The 17,534-nt window shown below is 70.9% G+C and carries 14 protein-coding genes and 1 pseudogene; 8 read left to right on the top strand and 7 right to left on the bottom strand.

Features of this window, described 5'->3' with window-relative positions; genetic code table 11:
- Positions 1-173: 173 nt before the first annotated feature.
- Positions 174-1,856 (bottom strand): aa3-type cytochrome oxidase subunit I, encoded by a 1,683-nt coding sequence (ctaD, locus tag ACWGJY_RS23580; protein ID WP_453262811.1) that lies wholly within the window; start codon positions 1,854-1,856, stop codon positions 174-176.
- Positions 1,857-2,355: 499 nt separating this feature from the next.
- Between ctaD and ACWGJY_RS23575 the strand changes: the two genes are divergently transcribed.
- Positions 2,356-2,571: an I78 family peptidase inhibitor gene (locus tag ACWGJY_RS23575; RefSeq protein WP_453262810.1), complete on the top strand. Its 216-nt coding sequence runs from the start codon at positions 2,356-2,358 to the stop codon at positions 2,569-2,571.
- Between the two features lie 103 nt (positions 2,572-2,674).
- Here ACWGJY_RS23575 and ACWGJY_RS23570 read toward each other — a convergent pair whose 3' ends face one another.
- Together ACWGJY_RS23570 and ACWGJY_RS23565 are read right to left on the bottom strand one after the other, a co-directional pair.
- Positions 2,675-3,709, bottom strand: coding sequence for a phosphatase PAP2 family protein (locus ACWGJY_RS23570; RefSeq protein ID WP_453262809.1), 1,035 nt, complete (start codon positions 3,707-3,709; stop codon positions 2,675-2,677).
- Between the two features lie 282 nt (positions 3,710-3,991).
- Positions 3,992-5,185, bottom strand: a complete 1,194-nt coding sequence (locus ACWGJY_RS23565; RefSeq protein ID WP_453262808.1) for a hypothetical protein — start codon at positions 5,183-5,185, stop codon at positions 3,992-3,994.
- A gap of 213 nt (positions 5,186-5,398) precedes the next feature.
- On the opposite strand from ACWGJY_RS23565, the gene ACWGJY_RS23560 reads away from it, so the two are divergent.
- Together ACWGJY_RS23560 and ACWGJY_RS23555 are read left to right on the top strand one after the other, a co-directional pair.
- Positions 5,399-7,051: an MFS transporter gene (locus tag ACWGJY_RS23560; RefSeq protein ID WP_453262807.1), complete on the top strand. Its 1,653-nt coding sequence runs from the start codon at positions 5,399-5,401 to the stop codon at positions 7,049-7,051.
- Positions 7,052-7,194: 143 nt separating this feature from the next.
- Positions 7,195-8,403 carry an acyl-CoA dehydrogenase family protein gene (locus ACWGJY_RS23555; protein WP_453262806.1) on the top strand — a complete coding sequence of 403 codons (1,209 nt, stop codon included), beginning with the start codon at positions 7,195-7,197 and terminating at the stop codon, positions 8,401-8,403.
- A 106-nt stretch (positions 8,404-8,509) separates the two neighbouring features.
- Here the strand turns inward: ACWGJY_RS23555 and ACWGJY_RS23550 are convergent, their stop codons facing one another.
- Positions 8,510-8,959 (bottom strand): cell division protein SepF, encoded by a 450-nt coding sequence (locus ACWGJY_RS23550; protein WP_453262805.1) that lies wholly within the window; start codon positions 8,957-8,959, stop codon positions 8,510-8,512.
- 953 nt (positions 8,960-9,912) lie between these two features.
- Between ACWGJY_RS23550 and ACWGJY_RS23545 the strand changes: the two genes are divergently transcribed.
- The 3 genes from ACWGJY_RS23545 (at position 9,913) to ACWGJY_RS23535 (ending at position 13,529) form a co-directional block, all read left to right on the top strand.
- Positions 9,913-10,812 carry a S1 family peptidase gene (locus ACWGJY_RS23545; protein WP_453262804.1) on the top strand — a complete coding sequence of 300 codons (900 nt, stop codon included), beginning with the start codon at positions 9,913-9,915 and terminating at the stop codon, positions 10,810-10,812.
- Positions 10,813-11,050: 238 nt separating this feature from the next.
- Entirely contained in the window at positions 11,051-11,983 is a 933-nt protein-coding gene (locus tag ACWGJY_RS23540; RefSeq protein ID WP_453262803.1) for a slipin family protein, read from the top strand.
- A gap of 469 nt (positions 11,984-12,452) precedes the next feature.
- Positions 12,453-13,529, top strand: a complete 1,077-nt coding sequence (locus ACWGJY_RS23535; RefSeq protein WP_453262802.1) for a S1 family peptidase — start codon at positions 12,453-12,455, stop codon at positions 13,527-13,529.
- Between the two features lie 180 nt (positions 13,530-13,709).
- Here the strand turns inward: ACWGJY_RS23535 and ACWGJY_RS23530 are convergent, their stop codons facing one another.
- Positions 13,710-14,147, bottom strand: a complete 438-nt coding sequence (locus ACWGJY_RS23530; RefSeq protein ID WP_453262801.1) for a subtilase-type protease inhibitor — start codon at positions 14,145-14,147, stop codon at positions 13,710-13,712.
- 540 nt (positions 14,148-14,687) lie between these two features.
- Positions 14,688-15,335, bottom strand: a pseudogene (locus ACWGJY_RS23525) (TetR/AcrR family transcriptional regulator); the annotation flags it as partial.
- A 108-nt stretch (positions 15,336-15,443) separates the two neighbouring features.
- On the opposite strand from ACWGJY_RS23525, the gene ACWGJY_RS23520 reads away from it, so the two are divergent.
- Positions 15,444-16,214, top strand: a complete 771-nt coding sequence (locus ACWGJY_RS23520; protein WP_453262800.1) for an SDR family NAD(P)-dependent oxidoreductase — start codon at positions 15,444-15,446, stop codon at positions 16,212-16,214.
- A 169-nt stretch (positions 16,215-16,383) separates the two neighbouring features.
- Entirely contained in the window at positions 16,384-16,578 is a 195-nt protein-coding gene (locus ACWGJY_RS23515) for a hypothetical protein (protein ID WP_453262799.1), read from the top strand.
- A 404-nt stretch (positions 16,579-16,982) separates the two neighbouring features.
- Here the strand turns inward: ACWGJY_RS23515 and ACWGJY_RS23510 are convergent, their stop codons facing one another.
- A complete protein-coding gene (locus ACWGJY_RS23510) occupies positions 16,983-17,531 on the bottom strand; it encodes a GNAT family N-acetyltransferase (RefSeq protein ID WP_453262848.1) in 549 nt (182 codons plus the stop codon).
- Positions 17,532-17,534 lie beyond the last annotated feature (3 nt).

Below are 17,534 nucleotides of genomic sequence, written 5' to 3'. Positions count from 1 at the left end.
GGCCGAGGACCGTAGCCGTCCGCACACGCCGCGGGACCGGCATCTCCACCCGCGCCCACGCGCCGCCGGTCACGATGCCGCGGCACGCCTCGCCGGCGCGTCCTGACGGGCTGCGGCTTCGAGGCCCGTGAGCCGCCGGAGCCGCTCGCTCGCCCACCGGAGATCACCGGAGATCAGGGACCGGCTGCCCCGGGCGCCGGTGGCACCGCCGCCGGCTGCTTCCCCACCTCCGGATGGTGCAGATCGAACGCCGGGGACTCGGAGCGGATCTTCGGAAGGGTGGTGAAGTTGTGCCGGGGCGGCGGCGAGGAGGTCGCCCACTCCAGGGAGCGGCCGAAACCCCAGGGGTCGTCCATCGCGGTCTTTCTGCCGTGCCGCGTGGTCTTCCAGACGTTGTAGAGGAACGGCAGCGTGGACAGGCCGAGGAGGAAGGAGCCGATGGTGGAGAGGGTGTTCAGGGCCGTGAAGCCGTCGGCGGCCAGATAGTCGGCGTAGCGCCGCGGCATGCCCTCCACGCCCAGCCAGTGCTGGACGAGGAAGGTGGTGTGGAAGCCGACGAACAGTGTCCAGAAGTGGATCTTTCCGAGCCGTTCGTCGAGCATCTTGCCGGTGAATTTCGGCCACCAGAAGTAGAAGCCCGCGTACGTCGCGAACACCACCGTCCCGAAGACGACGTAGTGGAAGTGGCCGACGACGAAGTACGAGTCGGTGACATGGAAGTCCAGCGGCGGTGCGGCGAGGATGACGCCGGTCAGCCCGCCGAACAGAAAGCTCACCAGGAAGCCGATCGACCACAGCATCGGCGTCTCGAAGGACACCGAGCCGCGCCACATCGTGCCGATCCAGTTGAAGAACTTCACCCCGGTCGGCGCCGCGATCAGGAACGACATGAGGGAGAAGAACGGCAGCAGCACCGCCCCCGTCGCGAACATGTGGTGCGCCCAGACCATCACCGACAGGGCCGTGATGGCCATCGTCGCGCCGATCAGCATGACGTAACCGAAGATCGGCTTCCGGGAGAAGACCGGGATGATCTCCGTGATGATGCCGAAGAACGGCAGCGCGATGATGTAGACCTCGGGGTGGCCGAAGAACCAGAACATGTGCTGCCACAGCAGCGCACCGCCCCACTGCGCCTCGAACACCACCGCCCCGAACTGCCGGTCCGCCTCCAGCACCAGCAGGGCCGCCGCCAGCACGGGGAAGGCCATCAGCACCAGGATCGACGTGAAGAGGATGTTCCAGGTGAACACCGGCATCCGGAACATCGTCATGCCGGGCGCCCGCAGGGTGATGATCGTGGTGATGAAGTTGACGGCGCCGAGGATGGTGCCGAAGCCGGCCAGCGCCAGCCCCATGATCCACAGATCGGGGCCGGAACCGGGCGAGCGGACCAGCGAGTTCAGCGGCGCATAGGCCGTCCATCCGAAGCTCGGGCCGCCCTCCGGCGTGAGGAAGCTGCCCAGCACGATCAGGCCGCCGAAGAGGAAGAACCAGTACGAGAGCATGTTCAGCCGCGGGAAGGCCACATCCGGTGAGCCGATCTGCAGCGGCATGATCTCGTTGGCGAAGCCGGCGAAGGCCGGGGTGGCGAACAGCAGCAGCATGATCGTGCCGTGCATGGTCACCGCCTGGTTGAACTGCTCGGGGCCGACGATCTGCAGCCCGGGGCGGGCCAGCTCGGCGCGCATCACCAGCGCCAGCAGGCCACCGACCAGGAAGAACCCGAACGACGTGATCAGGTAGAGATGCCCGATCTTCTTGTGGTCGGTGGTCGTCAGCCAGTCGACCAGTACCGATCCGCGGCGCCGCGCCCCGGCGGGCCGGACGCTCGCCCGGCCGGTGTCCGTAACCATCCGCTGCACCTCGTTCGTCGAAGGTGTACTGGCGCCCGGGACATGATGCTCGCGCCGGGGGCGCGGGGCGAGTGGGCGCTCCGGTCCGTTCCGGTGGGATCGAGCGGGCCCCGCGGGTGCGGCACACGAGGGCACGGGACCGGCAAGCGGGGCGATGTGCGGGAAATGTGTGCGGAGTGTGTCGCGTTGGACAATTTCCCGACGGCCGATAAAGAACCACGGGCCAGGGAAATCCCGCGCCGCGGGGGGATTGCTTTCGGACGGCTTGTCGCATGAACGGAGTGAGCGCGCCCGTTCGGTATCCGATCAAGACGGAATTCCGGCCGCTTGCAATTCCACCCGGTTGCGCCGTCACACGGCGCGTAGGGGTGACGGAAGTCCCGGCAAACGCAAGAACGTTCGCTGTGACACAAGTGTGACCAATGGCGGACCGGACGGTCACCGGGGTGTGCGACGACCGGCCTTCCCCGGGCCGTCGCGGGCGCCTACGGTGGTGGTCATGGCTGACGTACCGAACCTCCCCGACAACCCTCAGGACGACATCGCGTCGTATGTCGGCCTCGCTCGGCAGGACGCCGAGGAGCAGGCCAGGGCGCGTGGCTGGACCACCGTCCGCTCGGTGCCCCCGGGCGCGATCATCACCATGGAGTTCCTGGCCGGCCGCCTCAACTTCGAGGTCAAGGACGACACGGTGCGCCGCACCTGGCAGGGCTGAGCGCCCTGCCCACGACGAAGGCCCCGGCCGCTCTCCATGGAGCGGCCGGGGCCTTCGCTGCGGGGTGGGGTGTGCGTACCGGGCCCCGCGGCTCGTGGGGCGGTCAGCCGCTCCCGTTGCGGCCGCGCCCGGACGTCGGGCTCAGCGGTGTGGTGCGCGGGATGCGGTCCGCGTGCGGCGGGCGCCGGCTGCCCGCCGGGGTGACCGGGGCGCGCTCCGAGCGGATGGTGTACGGGCGTGAGGGGTGGTGCGGCCAGCCGTCCGGGGTGTGGACGGCGGACCGGCCGCCCGTACCGGCGGAGATCGTCTCGCGGACGAGTACCTCGCCGTCGGGGGCGATGCGCTGCCGGGAGACGCCCGGAGCCAGCGAGCCGACCGGTAGCGGGCCACGCAGCGAATCGGGCCGCAGCCGCAGCCACAGGCGCAGCAGGATGCCCATGAGGCGGTCCTCGAACCAGGTGATCCCGGGCTCCAGCCACGGCATCGCCAGCAGCACCAGCAGCCCCGCGGCCCAGCCGAGCAGCACATCACTGACCCAGTGGGTGCCGAGGTAGACGGTGGTCATGCCGACGCCCAGCGCGCCCAGCGCGGCGATCACCGACAGCGTGCGGCGGCGCAGCGGGGTGGTCGCCAGATAGGCCAGCACGCCCCAGGTGACCACGGCGTTCGCGGTGTGGCCCGACGGGAATATGTCGCCCCCGAGCCACATCTCGTTGGCGCCGACCACGGTCGCGTAGTGCGGGCCGAGCCGGCCCATGCCGAGCTTGGCGGCGCCCACGGTGATGTTCAGCAGCAGCAGCGAGGCGCCCAGCACCAGCAGCGGGTGGAGGTTGCGCTGGCGCCAGCAGCGCCAGCCCAGCCAGGCCGCCACCGCCACCGCGGTCGGCCCGCGCTGCCCCAGCACAACGAAGTAGTCGAGGAAGGCATGGATCCCGGGCCACTGCTTGTACGGCCTGAAGAACATGACTTGCCAGTCGAACGTGACCAGCCATGTCGTGGCCAGCACCCCGGCCACGATCGCGAGATACACCGCCAGCGTTCCCCAGAACAGCCACAGGCGGGTCCGGGTCATGCGGGGTGGTCGGGCGCGATCGGTCGGGCGCTCCTCCATCTGGTCGAGCTTGTCATCGGTACGCACTCAATCGACGTTACCGCGTGTGATGTAGGTGCTTGGTCAAACTGTGCGCTTTGTAATGACGATGTGATGTGGAATGTGTCTCAAACGAGGCTTCGCCACAGGGATTTGGAAGAGAATTCCCGGCGATTCTCAATCCCTTCCCGGGATCCGCGTGTCGTCACCCTGAGCGCCTTATCTGCTTTTCTCCGGCAGAGTTTATCCATCCTTTGCTCCGGGGCCGCGCGACGTTTCCCCCGAAGGGTGGTCACGGAACGGGATCATTCGGTCACACGCCGGCCGCGGTCACGGCGGCCCCGAGCCGTTCAGCCAGAACGCCCCGTACGCCGCGGAGCCCGCCGCCACCAGGCCGACGACGAGCCAGGAGTACACCGGGCGCCGGCGTGCCAGCGCCGCCGCCACCGGCAGCAGCAGCGGGTACGCCGGCAGCATCAGACGCGGCTTGGAGCCGAAGTAGCCCTTGGCGGTCAGCGCGAGCAGCAGCACCGTCCCGCCGTAGACCGCCAGTGGCAGCGGCTGGCCCTGCCGTACGCCGCGCACGTACAGCCAGATCACCAGCCCCACGCCGGCCAGCAGCCCGAGTCCGGCCGCGAAGGCGGGCCCGGACAGCAGGTGCCGGACGAAGGCGGCGAAGGCGATGCCCCCGTCGAAGCCGTTGCCCCAGCCCTCCTGCACGTCCAGATAGCCGGTGATCGAGCCCTGCCGTGCCGCCACCCACAGGAAGTAGCCGCACCAGCCGAGCGGTGCCAGCAGCACACCGGGCAGCATCCCCGGATGGGTGCGCAGTGCCGCGCGCAGCCGTACGCCGCCGGCCCGCTGCCGCCACAGGGGCACCGCCGCGGTCAGCCACACGGCCGCGACCGCCGCGGCGCCCACCGGCCGGGTCAGCCCGGCCAGCGAGGCCAGCACCCCCGCCCACACCCAGCGGCCTCTCAGCACGGCGTACACGCCCCAGGCCGCGAGCGCGGTGAACAGCGACTCCGAGTACGCCATCGACTGCACGATCCCGACCGGCAGTGCCGCCCACAGCGCCGCCAGCGCGATCCCGGCCCGCGGCCCGTGCAGCCGCTCGCCGGTCGCGTACAGCGCCCAGGCCGCCACCAGTGACGCCACCCAGGCCACCGCCATCCCGGCGTCGGCGGGCGACAGCGGCGAGACGGCCGACAGCCCGCGCTCCAGCCACGGCAGCAGCGGGAAGAATGCCAGGTTGGAGTGCACATCGCCGGTGGGCAGCTGCACGCTGTAGCCGTAGCCCTGCTCGGCGACCCGGGTGTACCAGAGCGCATCCCAACGGGCGGTCAGCAGCGTGTGCCAGTCCTTGCCGTTGGCCGTGGACCAGACCGCGAGGACGACGAGCCCCAGCAGCCGGACCGCCGCGAAGGCCGCCAGTGCGGGCGCGGCCCGGCGCAGCGCGGCCCGTGCGGCGGGCACGTCGCACAGCGGCCGGCCGGGAGCGGCGGCGGAGGCAAGATCGTTCATCCGGACGATTATCCAGGTGGCCGGAGAGTGACTGCCGACGGCGGGGTGCGGGAACGCGCAGCGTTGCGATGCGCGTCTCATCGTGAGGTGACCCACGCGACAGCCACCGGGACTCGCGTAGTCTGACGTCCCTACTCGCTTTGTGCCGCCGGTTCCCCCGGGGCGTTTTCGCGCCCTGATCCGTGGCCGCGAGAGCATGACTGGAGGTGCTGCATGTCCGGGACGACCGCGTCCGGCAGTGGACGGACGGCTGGTGTTCCCCGGCTGACCGGCGGCGGTGTGAACCGCTGGACCGTGCTGATCGTGCTCTGTGTGAGCCTGCTCTTCGTCGCGCTGGACACCACGATCCTGTACGTCGCCGTGCCCTCCGTCACCGAAGACCTGCGGCCGGGCCCGGTGGAGCTGCTCTGGATCGTCGACGTCTACCCGCTGATCGCGGCGTCGCTGCTGATCCTCTTCGGCACCCTCGGCGACCGTGTCGGCCGCCGGCGCATCCTCCTTCTCGGCTACGGCCTCTTCGGGCTGGCCTCGGCCGCCGCCGCGCTCGCGCCCAACCCACAGATCCTCATGGTGGCCCGCGCCCTGCTCGGCGTCGGCGGCGCCATGATCATGCCGGCCACGCTGTCGATCCTGCGGCAGGTCTTCCCCGACCGGCGCGAGCGCGCGGTCGCCATCGGCGTGTGGAGCGCGGTGGCCGCGGTCGGCGCCGCGGTCGGCCCCGTCCTCGGCGGCTTCCTCGTCGAGAACTTCTGGTGGGGCTCGGTCTTCCTCATCAACATCCCGATGATGGCCGCGATGCTGCTGATAGGCCGGTGGCTGCTGCCGGAGTCGCGCGGTGAGCGCAACGGCCCCTGGGACGTGATCGGCGCGATCGTCGCGGCGCTCGGTGTGCTGGGCATCGTCCTCGGCGTCAAGCGGCTCGGCAGCGGCGCGGACGTGCTGGGGCCGACCACGCTGGTGCCCATCGTCCTCGGTGTCCTGCTGCTGGTCCTCTTCGTACGGCGTCAGCACCGGCGCGCGCACCCGCTGATCGATATGCGGCTGTTCGCCCGGCCCGCCTTCGGCACCTCCGTCGGCTGTATCGTGCTGGCGATGCTCGCCCTGGTGGGCCTGCAGCTGATCGCCGTCCAGTACCTCCAGCTCGTCCTCGGGCTGAGCCCGTTGGAGACCGGGCTGCGGATGCTGCCGCTGGTCTTCGCCGCGATGGCGGCCGGTCTGACCGGCTCGAAGATGCTGCAGGCCTTCGGCCCGCGGGCCATGGTGTCGCTCGGCTTCGTGCTGACCGCGGTCGCGGTGCTCTGTCTGACCGCGATGAGCAGCCAGGACCGCCCCTGGCTGCTGTCCATGGGCTTCGTCCTGCTCGGCTTCGGCTTCCAGTCCACGCTGTTCGGGGCGTACGAGTCGATGCTCAGCGAGGCGCCCGCCGAGCAGTCGGGCGGCGCCGCCGCGATCGGGGAGACCTCCTACCAGCTCGGCGCCGGTATCGGTGTGGCCCTGCTCGGCAGCGTCATGAACGCCGCCTACGCCCCCGGTCTCCACCATGTCGACGGTGTCCCCCGGCGGGCCTCCGCCTCGGCCGCGCACTCCCTCGGCGAGGCCTACAAGGTGGCCGCCGGTCTGGGGGAGGGGGCCAAGGCCGCACTGCGGGAGGCGGCCCGGGAGTCCTTCGTCCACGGGCTGCACGTCACCCTCGTCGCCAGCGCCGTGCTGCTGCTGGCCGGCGCGGGGATCGCGCTGCGGCTGCCGCGCCGTGCGGCGGACTCCACGGAGCGTGCGGAGGCGGACGGGGAGCCTGCTCCGGGTGACACCACAGCCGGTGCCGGCCGCGGTAGCGGTGAGCCCGCCCCGGCGGGCTCCGGCCGCTGACCGGCGCTCTCCCTCCGCCTGCACGCCACTGGCCGCGCGGCGGTGACCCTTGCCGCGCGGCACCGCGGGCCGTACCGTCGGAAGCGAAATAACTACCACTGCTAGTTTTTCGCGCGAGCGCTGAACCCGCCGGAGGCCCCGCCATGTCCGCAAAGCCGCCCTCAGAGCCCTCGACGGTCCCGCCGTTCGACCCCGGCGACCCCCTGGGCATCGACGATCTGCTGACCGACGAGGACCGTGCCGTCCGGGACACCGTCCGCGGCTGGGCCGCCGACCGTGTGCTGCCGCAGATCGCCGACTGGTACGAGCGCGGCGAACTCCCCGGCATCCGTGACCTCGCCCGCGAGCTGGGCTCCCTCGGCGCACTCGGCATGTCCCTGACCGGCTACGGCTGCACCGGCGCCTCCGCCGTCCAGTACGGTCTGGCCTGCCTGGAGCTGGAGGCCGCCGACTCCGGCATCCGCTCGCTGGTCTCCGTGCAGGGCTCGCTCGCCATGTACGCGATCTGGCGCTTCGGTTCCGAGGAGCAGAAGCAGCAGTGGCTGCCGCGGATGGCGGCCGGCGAGATCATCGGCTGCTTCGGACTGACCGAGCCGGACATCGGCTCCGACCCCGCCGCGATGCGGACCTACGCCAAGCGCGACGGCGGGGGGGACTGGGTGCTCAACGGGCGCAAGATGTGGATCACCAATGGCTCGGTGGCCGGCGTCGCGGTGGTCTGGGCCCGTACCGACGACGGCATCCGCGGATTTGTGGTCCCCACGGACACTCCGGGGTTCTCGGCCCCCGAGATCAAGCACAAGTGGTCCCTGCGGGCCTCGGTGACCAGCGAACTCGTCATGGACGAGGTACGGCTGCCGGCCGACGCGGTGCTCCCGCAGGCCACCGGACTGCGCGGCCCGCTCGGCTGTCTCAGCCACGCCCGCTACGGCATCGTCTGGGGCTCCATGGGGGCCGCGCGCGCCAGCTTCGAGGCGGCGCTGGACTACGCGAGGACGCGGGAGCAGTTCGGCAAGCCCATCGGCGGTTTCCAGCTCACCCAGGCCAAGCTTGCCGACATGGCCGTCGAACTGCACAAGGGGATCCTGCTGGCCCATCATCTGGGGCGGCGGATGGACGCGGGGCGGCTGCGCCCCGAGCAGATCAGCTTCGGCAAGCTGAACAACGTACGGGAGGCGATCGAGATCTGCCGGACGGCGCGCACCATCCTGGGCGCCAACGGGATCTCGCTGGAGTACCCCGTCATGCGGCATGCGACCAACCTGGAATCGGTGCTCACCTACGAGGGCACCGTCGAGATGCACCAGCTGGTGCTGGGCAAGGCGCTCACCGGTCTGGACGCCTTCCGGTGAGCGGCCCGGTCCGCTGACACCGGTCGCTGTACCACCCGGGGGCCCGCGTCCCGGCGCCTGCCGCCGCGGGCCCCCGGACCCCCGGCCGGAAACACGCGGATCGCGCTCAACTCTGGTTGAAGAAACCGCCGTTGCGGTGGCCGCGGGCCTCGCCGCTGACTACTTGGTAGTCGGCGGGAGTCAGCAGGAACACCCGGGTGGCGACCCGCTCGATCGACCCGCGCAGACCGAACGTCAGACCGGCGGCGAAGTCCACCACCCGCTTGGCGTCGGAAGGCTCCATGGCCGTCAGATTGACGATCACCGGGACGCCGTCCCGGAAGAGTTCACCGATGCCGCGGGCGTCCCGGAAGCTCTCCGGGGTGACCGTGGCGATGCGGGTGCCCTGGTCCTGGGCGGCCTCGTCGGCCACCCGGACCCGGGGGTCGGTGACCCAGGGGCTGTTGCCCGGGTCACCGGCATCGGGTCCCTCGGCGTAGTCGTCGTCGTAGTAGCGCTCGTCATCGTTGTCGTCGACGAGGCCAAGCCAGGCACTCGCCTTGCGCACCGATCCCATTGACGCCTCCTCTCACCCGCGGTCTCTGCGTGTCCGCCCTATCGTCGTCCATGAGGCGGAGGGTGTGCCAAGTGGATAGCCGCCGCACGGGGGGTTCGTGACACATCTGGTGCAAAGAGGGTGGCGCGGCATCAGCTTACGCGCCCCGTAAGGAAACTGACAGTACGAAGAACATCACGGTCGGTACCCGGCCCCCCGTTGACGGCAGGCGGTCAGCGGAAGACAGAGCCGACCCGGGGGTCGGTTCATGCCCGGGACCAGGGCACATGCCCATCGTCCCACGGTCCACGGCCCGCGTCCCCGGTTCAGCGGATCTGCGGCGGGGCCGATCAGCGGCGGGGCCGATCCGCGGCGTCGTGACCGCCGAGGGATCGGCCCCACTTCTTCAGAGTCCGGCCGTAGGTGCCGGTCGTACTGCCGCCGGCAGCAGTACGACCCGGGGCCCTGCAGGCCGTGCCCGTATGCCATCCCCGGCGCCGGGCCGCGATCCCGCCGCGGACGGCACCGTCACCGCCGGCTTCCACCGTGCTCTGCTGCCGCCGCGTGCGTTCGCCGACCGCCTCCTCCGCCCCGGTCCGCCGGCCGGCGCCCCCCTGTCCGCTGCCCGCCGCCCTGCCCGCCGCCGCCCTGCCCGTCCCCTCCGGCCGGCCGGAGGGGACGGAACCGCATCGTCCGCCGATCCGTCCCAGCTCCGACCGAGGGGGTCAGCGCCGCCCCGGCAGTCGTCAACGGGGCTGCCGGGGCGGAGTGTTGCGGGTGCCGGCGGAACGGCACGCGGGTATCCGGCACAAGACTTTCGGGTGACCCTCTTGCGCTGCGGGGGCGGTGCACTCGAAACTCCGCTCAGCGCTTGTCAGGGGCACGCAGAAAATGAACGTGCGGATTCCTGCGTGCCCTTCGGCTGCGCCTCACGGGCTGCCCATCGGCGGCCCCCGATCCCCTCGGAGGAATCAGTGAGGAACGAGCGCACCATCCCCCGCAGCGGCGTAGCGAGACGCACCCGGCTGATCGCCGTGGCGTCCGGACTGGTGGCGGTCGGGGCCATCGCCATCCCGACCGCCAACGCCCAGGACCCCGCCCCGGCAAGGACGTTCAGCGCCACCCAGCTCACTGCCGTCGGCAACGCGGTGCGCACGGCGGATGTCGCGGGCACCGCCTGGCGGGTCGACAGCAAGAGCCACACCCTGGTCGTCACGGCCGACCGTACGGTCTCCCGGGCCGGTATCGCCAAGATCGAGCGGGCCGCGGGCGGCACTGCCGACGCGGTGCGGATCGACCGCATCGCGGGCACCTTCCGCAAGCTCATCGCGGGCGGTGACGCCATCTACGCCCCCAGCTGGCGCTGCTCGCTGGGCTTCAACGTCCGTCGCGGCAGCACCTACTACGCCCTGACCGCCGGTCACTGCACCGACGGCAATCCGCCGTGGACCACCGGCTCCGGTGCGAGCATCGGCCCGACCGTGGGCAGCAGCTTCCCGGGCAACGACTACGGCCTGATCCAGTACACCGGCTCGGTCGCCCACGCGGGCACCGTCGGCAGCCAGGACATCACCGGCGCCGGCACCCCGTCTGTCGGGCAGACGGTCACCCGCCGGGGCTTCACCACCGGTATCCACAGCGGCAAGGTCACCGCGCTGAACGCCACCGTCAACTACGGCGGCGGCGATGTCGTCTCCGGACTCATCCAGACCACCGTCTGCGCGGAGCCCGGCGACAGCGGCGGCCCCCTCTACTCCGGGACCACCGCGCTCGGCCTCACCTCCGGCGGCAGCGGCGACTGCACCTCCGGCGGCACCACGTTCTTCCAGCCCGTCACCGAGGCGCTGAGCGCCTACGGCGTGAGCGTCTACTGACACCGGCCGGCTGAGGTCCGTACGGCCCCGTCACGGCGCGCACCGGGGTCCGCACGGAGGCTTTCCCGCACCGGTCGCCGGCTCCGGCTCCGGCTCCGGCGGTACGAGGGCCCCCGTCCGCCCCCGCGGACGGGGGCCCGGCCGCGTCCGGGGGTGAGCCTCGACCGCCTTCCCGAGCCGGGCATACCATGGTAAACAACGCGATTCAGACGGTGTACGGCATACGTCAGGAGCCGTGATGGTCGGAGAACTGGTGACGGCCGGGGTGGCGCTGGCCTCCGCGGGTGCGGTGTATCTTCTGGCCGCGGCGCGGGTGGTCAAGCAGTACGAGCGCGGGGTGGTGCTCCGGCTGGGGCGGCTGGCCTCCGAGGTGCGCGGGCCGGGATTCACCATGATCGTTCCGGGCATCGACCGGCTGCGCAAGGTCAATATGCAGATCGTCACGATGCCGGTGCCCGCCCAGGAAGGCATTACCCGGGACAATGTGACCGTCCGGGTCGACGCGGTTGTCTATTTCAAGGTCGTGGACGCCGCCGATGCGATCATCCGGGTCGAGGACTACCGCTTCGCGGTCTCGCAGATGGCACAGACCTCGCTGCGGTCCATCATCGGCAAGAGCGAACTGGACGACCTGCTGTCGAACCGGGAGAAGCTCAATCAGGGCCTGGAGCTGATGATGGACAGCCCGGCCATCGGCTGGGGGGTGACCGTCGACCGGGTGGAGATCAAGGACGTCTCGCTCCCGGAGACGATGAAGCGGTCGATGGCCCGCCAGGCGGAGGCGACCCGGGACCGCCGGGCCCGGGTGATCAATGCCGATGCCGAGCTGCAGGCCTCGAAGAAGCTGGCCGAGGCGGCCGAGGCGATGTCCGACCAGCCCGCGGCGCTGCAACTGCGTCTGCTGCAGACCGTGGTGGCGGTCGCCGCCGAGAAGAACTCCACCCTTGTCCTGCCCTTCCCGGTGGAGCTGCTGCGGTTCCTGGAGCGCTCCGGGCTGCAGGCCCAGGCGCAGACCGTGGCGACCGAGGCGGAGCGGGGTGCCGCGCGGCGGTCGGCCGCCCCGGCGCCGGAGCCGGGGCACGAGGTCTCGCGTGCGGCCGTCGAGACCGGCGAGGAGGGCACCCTGTCGCCGGAGCTGGAGGAGCTCCCGGAGGCGGAGGAGCTGCCGTAGCGGAAGAGCTGCCGCAGGGAGGAGCTGCCGCAGCGGCGGGAGAGTGCCGATAAGTCTCTGATGTCCCTCAGGTTGCCGTAAGTGCCTTTTGGTGGAGGTGCTTACGGCGATCTCTGCTGGGCGGGGGGCCGGTTTCCGGCCGCATCATTCCGGCCAGCTATAGTCCTCACACATTGCCGTCCGCCGAGCGCCTCGCGTGCCCGCTGATGTCCGCACTCGCGACCGAGGGGTGCGGAAATCGGTGTGACCTTTGTGTGGCGAAACGGTGAACTCCCGTATGCGAGACCGGAACTCGGTCTTGTGCGCGAGTGAGGCGGATGGGAATACTCGGCTCCGCACATCGGCATGGATGTGACTCCCCGGTGCGCTGCTCCTCGGGGCGGACCCGTTCGTGCCCTGACACCTCACTCTCCGGGCCCGTGCAACTCCCCACAGTTCCCGGGCTCTTCCCCCCACGGGAGGCTCCGACTTGAAGCACCGTCGCATACCCAACCGGCGCGCCGTCATCGCGGGCGCGGGTGCGCTTGCGCTCGCCGCCACCGCCACGGTCACCCTCGCCAACGCCCATGCGTCCCCGGCTCCCGCGCGCACCCCCGCGCTCGCCAAGCTGACCTCCGCGGCGGCGGCCACCCTCGCGTCGCACCTCAAGACGGACACGGCCGGTTCCTTCTACGACGCCAAGGCCAAGAAGCTGGTCGTCAACGTCGTGAACAAGGCGCAGGCCCAGGCCGTACGGGCGAAGGGGGCGGAAGCCAGACTTGTCGCACACACCTTCGCCCAGCTCGACTCGGCCCGGCAGACGCTGAAGTCGAAGGCGACCATCCCCGGCACGTCCTGGGGCATCGACCCGCAGAGCAACAAGGTCGTGGTGACCGCCGACCGCACGGTCAAGGGCGCCAAGCTGGACCGGCTCACCAAGGTCGCCAAGAGCCTCGGTGACAAGGTCGAGGTGCGCCACAGCAAGGGCGAGTTCACCCCCTTCATCGGCGGCGGTGACGCGATCTGGGGGAGCGGCGCCCGCTGCTCGCTCGGCTTCAACGTCGTCAAGGACGGCCAGCCGTACTTCCTGACGGCCGGCCACTGCGGCAACGAGATCAAGAGCTGGTCCGACAAGCAGGGCGGCTCGGCGATCGCGACCACCGAGGACTCCAAGTTCCCGGGCAATGACTTCTCCCTCGCCAAGTACACGGGCGACACCCCGCACCCGAGCGAGGTCGACCTCTACAACGGCAGCACGCAGAAGATCACCAAGGCCGCGGACGCCACCGTCGGTGAGAAGGTGCAGCGCAGCGGCAGCACCACCCAGGTGCACGACGGCACCGTCAAGGCGCTGAACGCCAGCGTCAACTACCAGGAGGGCACGGTCGAGGGTCTGATCCAGACCGATGTCTGCGCCGAACCCGGTGACAGCGGTGGCGCGCTCTTCGACGGCGATGCCGCGATCGGCCTCACCTCCGGCGGCAGCGGCGACTGCTCCCAGGGCGGCGAAACCTTCTTCCAGCCGGTCCCGGAGGCTCTGAAGGCCTACGGCGCGCAGATCGGCTGACCCGGGCGGCGGACCGCACCGTCCGGTGTACGGCACCGTCCGGTGTACGGCACCGTCCGGCGTACGGCAAGGCCTCCCGGGCGCACTCGTCCGGGAGGCCTTGCCGGTCCGCGGTGCCCGCCGCACGCGACGATCCCCGGGCGCCGCCGTCCGGCGCCCGGGGACCGTGAGCCGCTCCGGTCAGAATTCGAAGACCGCGTCGCTGTCGTTGATCATCGCGCAGGGGTTGGCGAAGGTGTAGGTGTACGAGACCCGCTTGCCCTGCCACACGCCGTCCGCGGTGACCACGTAGGGGTTCCACTCCTTGGTGCACAGCCGCTGCGAGGCGGTGCCGGTCACCGCGTTGAAGTCACCGGCCACCGCACGCAGTTGGGCGCAGGCGGCTCTCGGGTCCGGGTGGCTGCCGGCCGCCGCCGGCATACAGCTGAGCGTCACCGCACGCTGCACCGTGGCGGTCGCCCGGCTTTCGCCCTGGCCCACCGTCAGCACCAGTTCCGTCGGGGCGTAGAGGCCACCGGTCCGCGTCGGCTGCGCCGGTGCGGCGGCCTGTGCGGTGGTGGCCAGCGTGCCCAGAACCAGCGCCGCGCCGAGCGCGACCGCCCCAGTGATGTACCGCATGACGAACACTCCCTTGCTCGAAGGTGCAGATACCGGACGGGAGTCTGGCCCAACCGCATCCCGAAAGCACCCCGAGTGTGCACAAGGCGATCGCTTTGAGTCATTAGATGAAAGCTGAGAGTAATGGCGCGAACGGGCCGGAGGTGGTCCCGGACGGCCGGATGAAAGGGGTGTGCGGCCAGCGGGGATGTCGCACCGGTCATGCTCCTGGCAAGAGCCGTCCGGACCCGGAACGAAGGAATCCGGCCGCCGACCGGTCGTTCGGGCGGGTTTCGATCTCCGGCGATTGGCCGAAGAGGGGGGCCGGAGGCGCCCTCCGTGCCGCCCGGGGCGCCCGCCGAGGTAAGAACCGGCCGGCTGCCGCTCGCCTTACCGGCCCGGTTTCCCGTCCTGGCCGGGCTTCCCGTCCCGGCCGGCTTTCCCGTCCTGGCCGGGCTTCCCGTCCCGGCCGGCTTTCCCGTCCTGGTGCGGCTTCGTCCGGCCCCGCCCCGGCTTCGTCCCGCCCCCGCCCGGTGCCGTCCCGCCCGCCGCGCCGTGCGCCCCGTCGAGCTGCGGCAGCCCGGCCGTCAGCGCCCGCAGGCACTGCACCACCAGCTCGCCGGGCCCCTGCGGCCCGTCCGGGGCCGCGTCTCCCGCCGCCCACTCCTCCACCGCGATCCGCATCGCGGTGTTCGCGGCCGCCGCGGCAAGCCGTACCTCCAGTGCTCCCGCGCCGGTCAGCCGCGCCAGGAGCGGCGTCAGCGCCTCCTCGGCGTCGTGGTGCACCCGGTGCCAGACCGCGCGCAGCGCGGGGTCGTCCGGCATCGCCCGCAGCAGTCCGCGGGTCCAGCGCAGCGCCTCCGCGGCCGGCTCGTCGGCAGGGGTCACCGACCGGCGGGCCGTCCGCTCCAGCACCTCGCGTACGGGGGGTGTGTCTGGGCCGGCCGGTGCGGCGGCCAGCTCGTCGATCCACTGCCGCACCCCGTCGGCGAGCAGCGGCACCACTGCCTCCTCCTTGGTGTGGAAGTAGCGGTAGAACGTGCGCAGCGCGACCCCCGAGGCGCGTGCGATGTCGTCGGCGGTGACCGCGGTGCCGCGCTCGGCGAACAGGGCCGCCGCGGTACGGGCGATCTCCCTCTGGGTCTCGGCCTTGCGCCGCTCGGTGAGCGAGGGGCGGGGAAGCGGGGCGGAGCGGGGTGCGGTCGGCATGGCGTCAGCTTACGGAGTGTCGTGCCGTAATGGCACGTAGAGCTGAGTTGGCACGACGTGCCAGGCGGGCGTAGCGTGCGCACGATACCCCGAGAACGGAGCTGGACCATGAACCGTTTTGACGGCCGCCGCACCCTGATCACCGGGGCCGGCTCGGGCATCGGCCGGGCCACCGTCCACCGGATCCTCGCCGAGGGCGGCCGGGTGGTGGCGGCGGACATCGACACGGCGGGTCTGCAGGTCACCGCCGACCGTGCCGCCGCGGACGGGACGGCCGGGCGGCTGACCACCACGGTGCTGGACATAGCCGACGAGGCGGCGGTCCGCACCGCCGTCGCCACCGCGGTGGCCGGCCTCGGCGGCCTGGACGTCCTGGTCAATGCGGCCGGGATCCTGCGCTCCTCACACACCCACGAGACCAGCCTGGCGGACTTCCAGCAGATCATCTCGGTCAACCTGACCGGCACGTTCCTGATGATCCGTGAGTCGCTGCCCGCGCTCCTGGAAGGCCGGGCGCCGGTCGTGGTCAACTTCAGCTCCACCTCCGCCTCGTTCGCGCACCCGTACATGTCGGCGTACGCGGCGAGCAAGGGCGGCATCCAGTCCATGACGCACGCCATCGCGAGCGAGTACGGCAAGCAGGGGCTGCGCGCGGTGTGTGTGGCCCCGGGCTCCATCGCCAGCGGCATGACCAGCGGCCCCGGCCCGGGGCTGCCCGAGGACGCCGATATGAGCCTGTTCACCAAGCTCACCCCGGCCATCGGCGAGGGCTTCGCGGGCCCGGAGACGGTCGCGGGGGTCATCGCGATGCTCGCCTCGCAGGACGGTGCGTTCATCACCGGCACGGAGATCCGGATCGACGGCGGAACGCATATGTGAGGCGGGGGCGTGTCCGCGAAGTCCCGCCCGGTGAGCGGATTCCGGGCGGATTCCCGGGCGGGATGTTTGCTGGCTGGGATGAAAGCGGCTGGCGAGCTCGACTGGTCGAGGGCGTGCGTAGACGGTTCCCGCGTCCGCGCGAAAAAGGGGGCGCCGACTCGTCTCCGGCATGAGAGCGGGAGGCCCGCTCGAACTCCACGGCTGCTTGGCGGAGTTCGTCGCGGGTATGGAAGGCGACAGTCTTGGCCAGGGTGTCGAGGACCTCGCTGGTGGCGGCGATCTGGGCGTCGCGGTGGGCGAGGGCTGGCGAGCAGTGCGGCCCAAGCCGACCCGGCCGGGCCTGGATGCCTACTCGGCGGCCTGAGCCGCTTTCTGCTCGTCGCGGTATTCGCGCTCCCTTCTGTGGCCGTCCTGTTCTCGACCAGGCGACACCACGGTTTCAATCCGTAGTGCGGACTCCACAGAGCAGATGACGCGGGTCTCGGTGATCCATTCCTCCAGAATCTGTTGGTGGCACGGGCCCGAATCGCCGTTGCTATCCTCCAACCGAAGATCCCACCCGAAACTCGGTCCGCCGGCGGCTCACACGACGGGAGCGCCCGGACAGCCGGCCTTGGAATAGGCAAACAGCATCCCGGTGGGCATTGGCAGGTGTGCCGGTCTGGAGATGCCGTTCGGTTGCGTGACCTCCACGATCAGGGATTCTGGGCCCGGAGGTTGTCCCTTGCGGATATGGAGGTGCGGCCACGCACCGCCTTTCGAGGCCCACTAGCCAGTCAGCCGGGGAGTAACCACCGAAGAGCCCGCGAACTCGCTCGCTAGGGCGTCCATGATGACTTCGTCGCAGGTCTGGCCGAGCCAGTATCCGGCTTCCCGGAGCGTGCCGGCGGCGCGGAAGCCGGCTTTCTCGTAGGCGCGGATGCCGGCCTTGTTCGGGGCGAGGACCTTGAGCCAGACCATGCGCAGGTTGGTGATGTGGAAGGCGTAGTCGAGGGTCAGGCGGGTGGCCTGGGTGCCGAGTCCGCGTCCGCGGGCTTCGGCGGCGAGCATGATGATGTATTCGGCGGTGCGGACGGCATGGTCGGGCAAGAGGGTCGCGACTCCCGCCGGAACGGGCTCACCCGAGTTGAGGTCGTAGATGGTGAAGCGGATCTTCTCGCCTCGGAGTTGGTGTGCCATGCCCTCGGTACGTGCCTCCAGGGACTCGGGTGCTTGACGGCCGTAGCCGACGAGGAGAGCGGGGTCTTGCTCCCAGCGCCAGTACGTCTCGACGAGGTCGGCGCGGTAGGGGCCAAGAGCGCAGGTGTCGGTGCCGATCCA

Source organism: Streptomyces sp. NPDC054765 (genome assembly GCF_053612065.1).
This window is presented reverse-complemented; position numbering and strand designations above follow the sequence as displayed.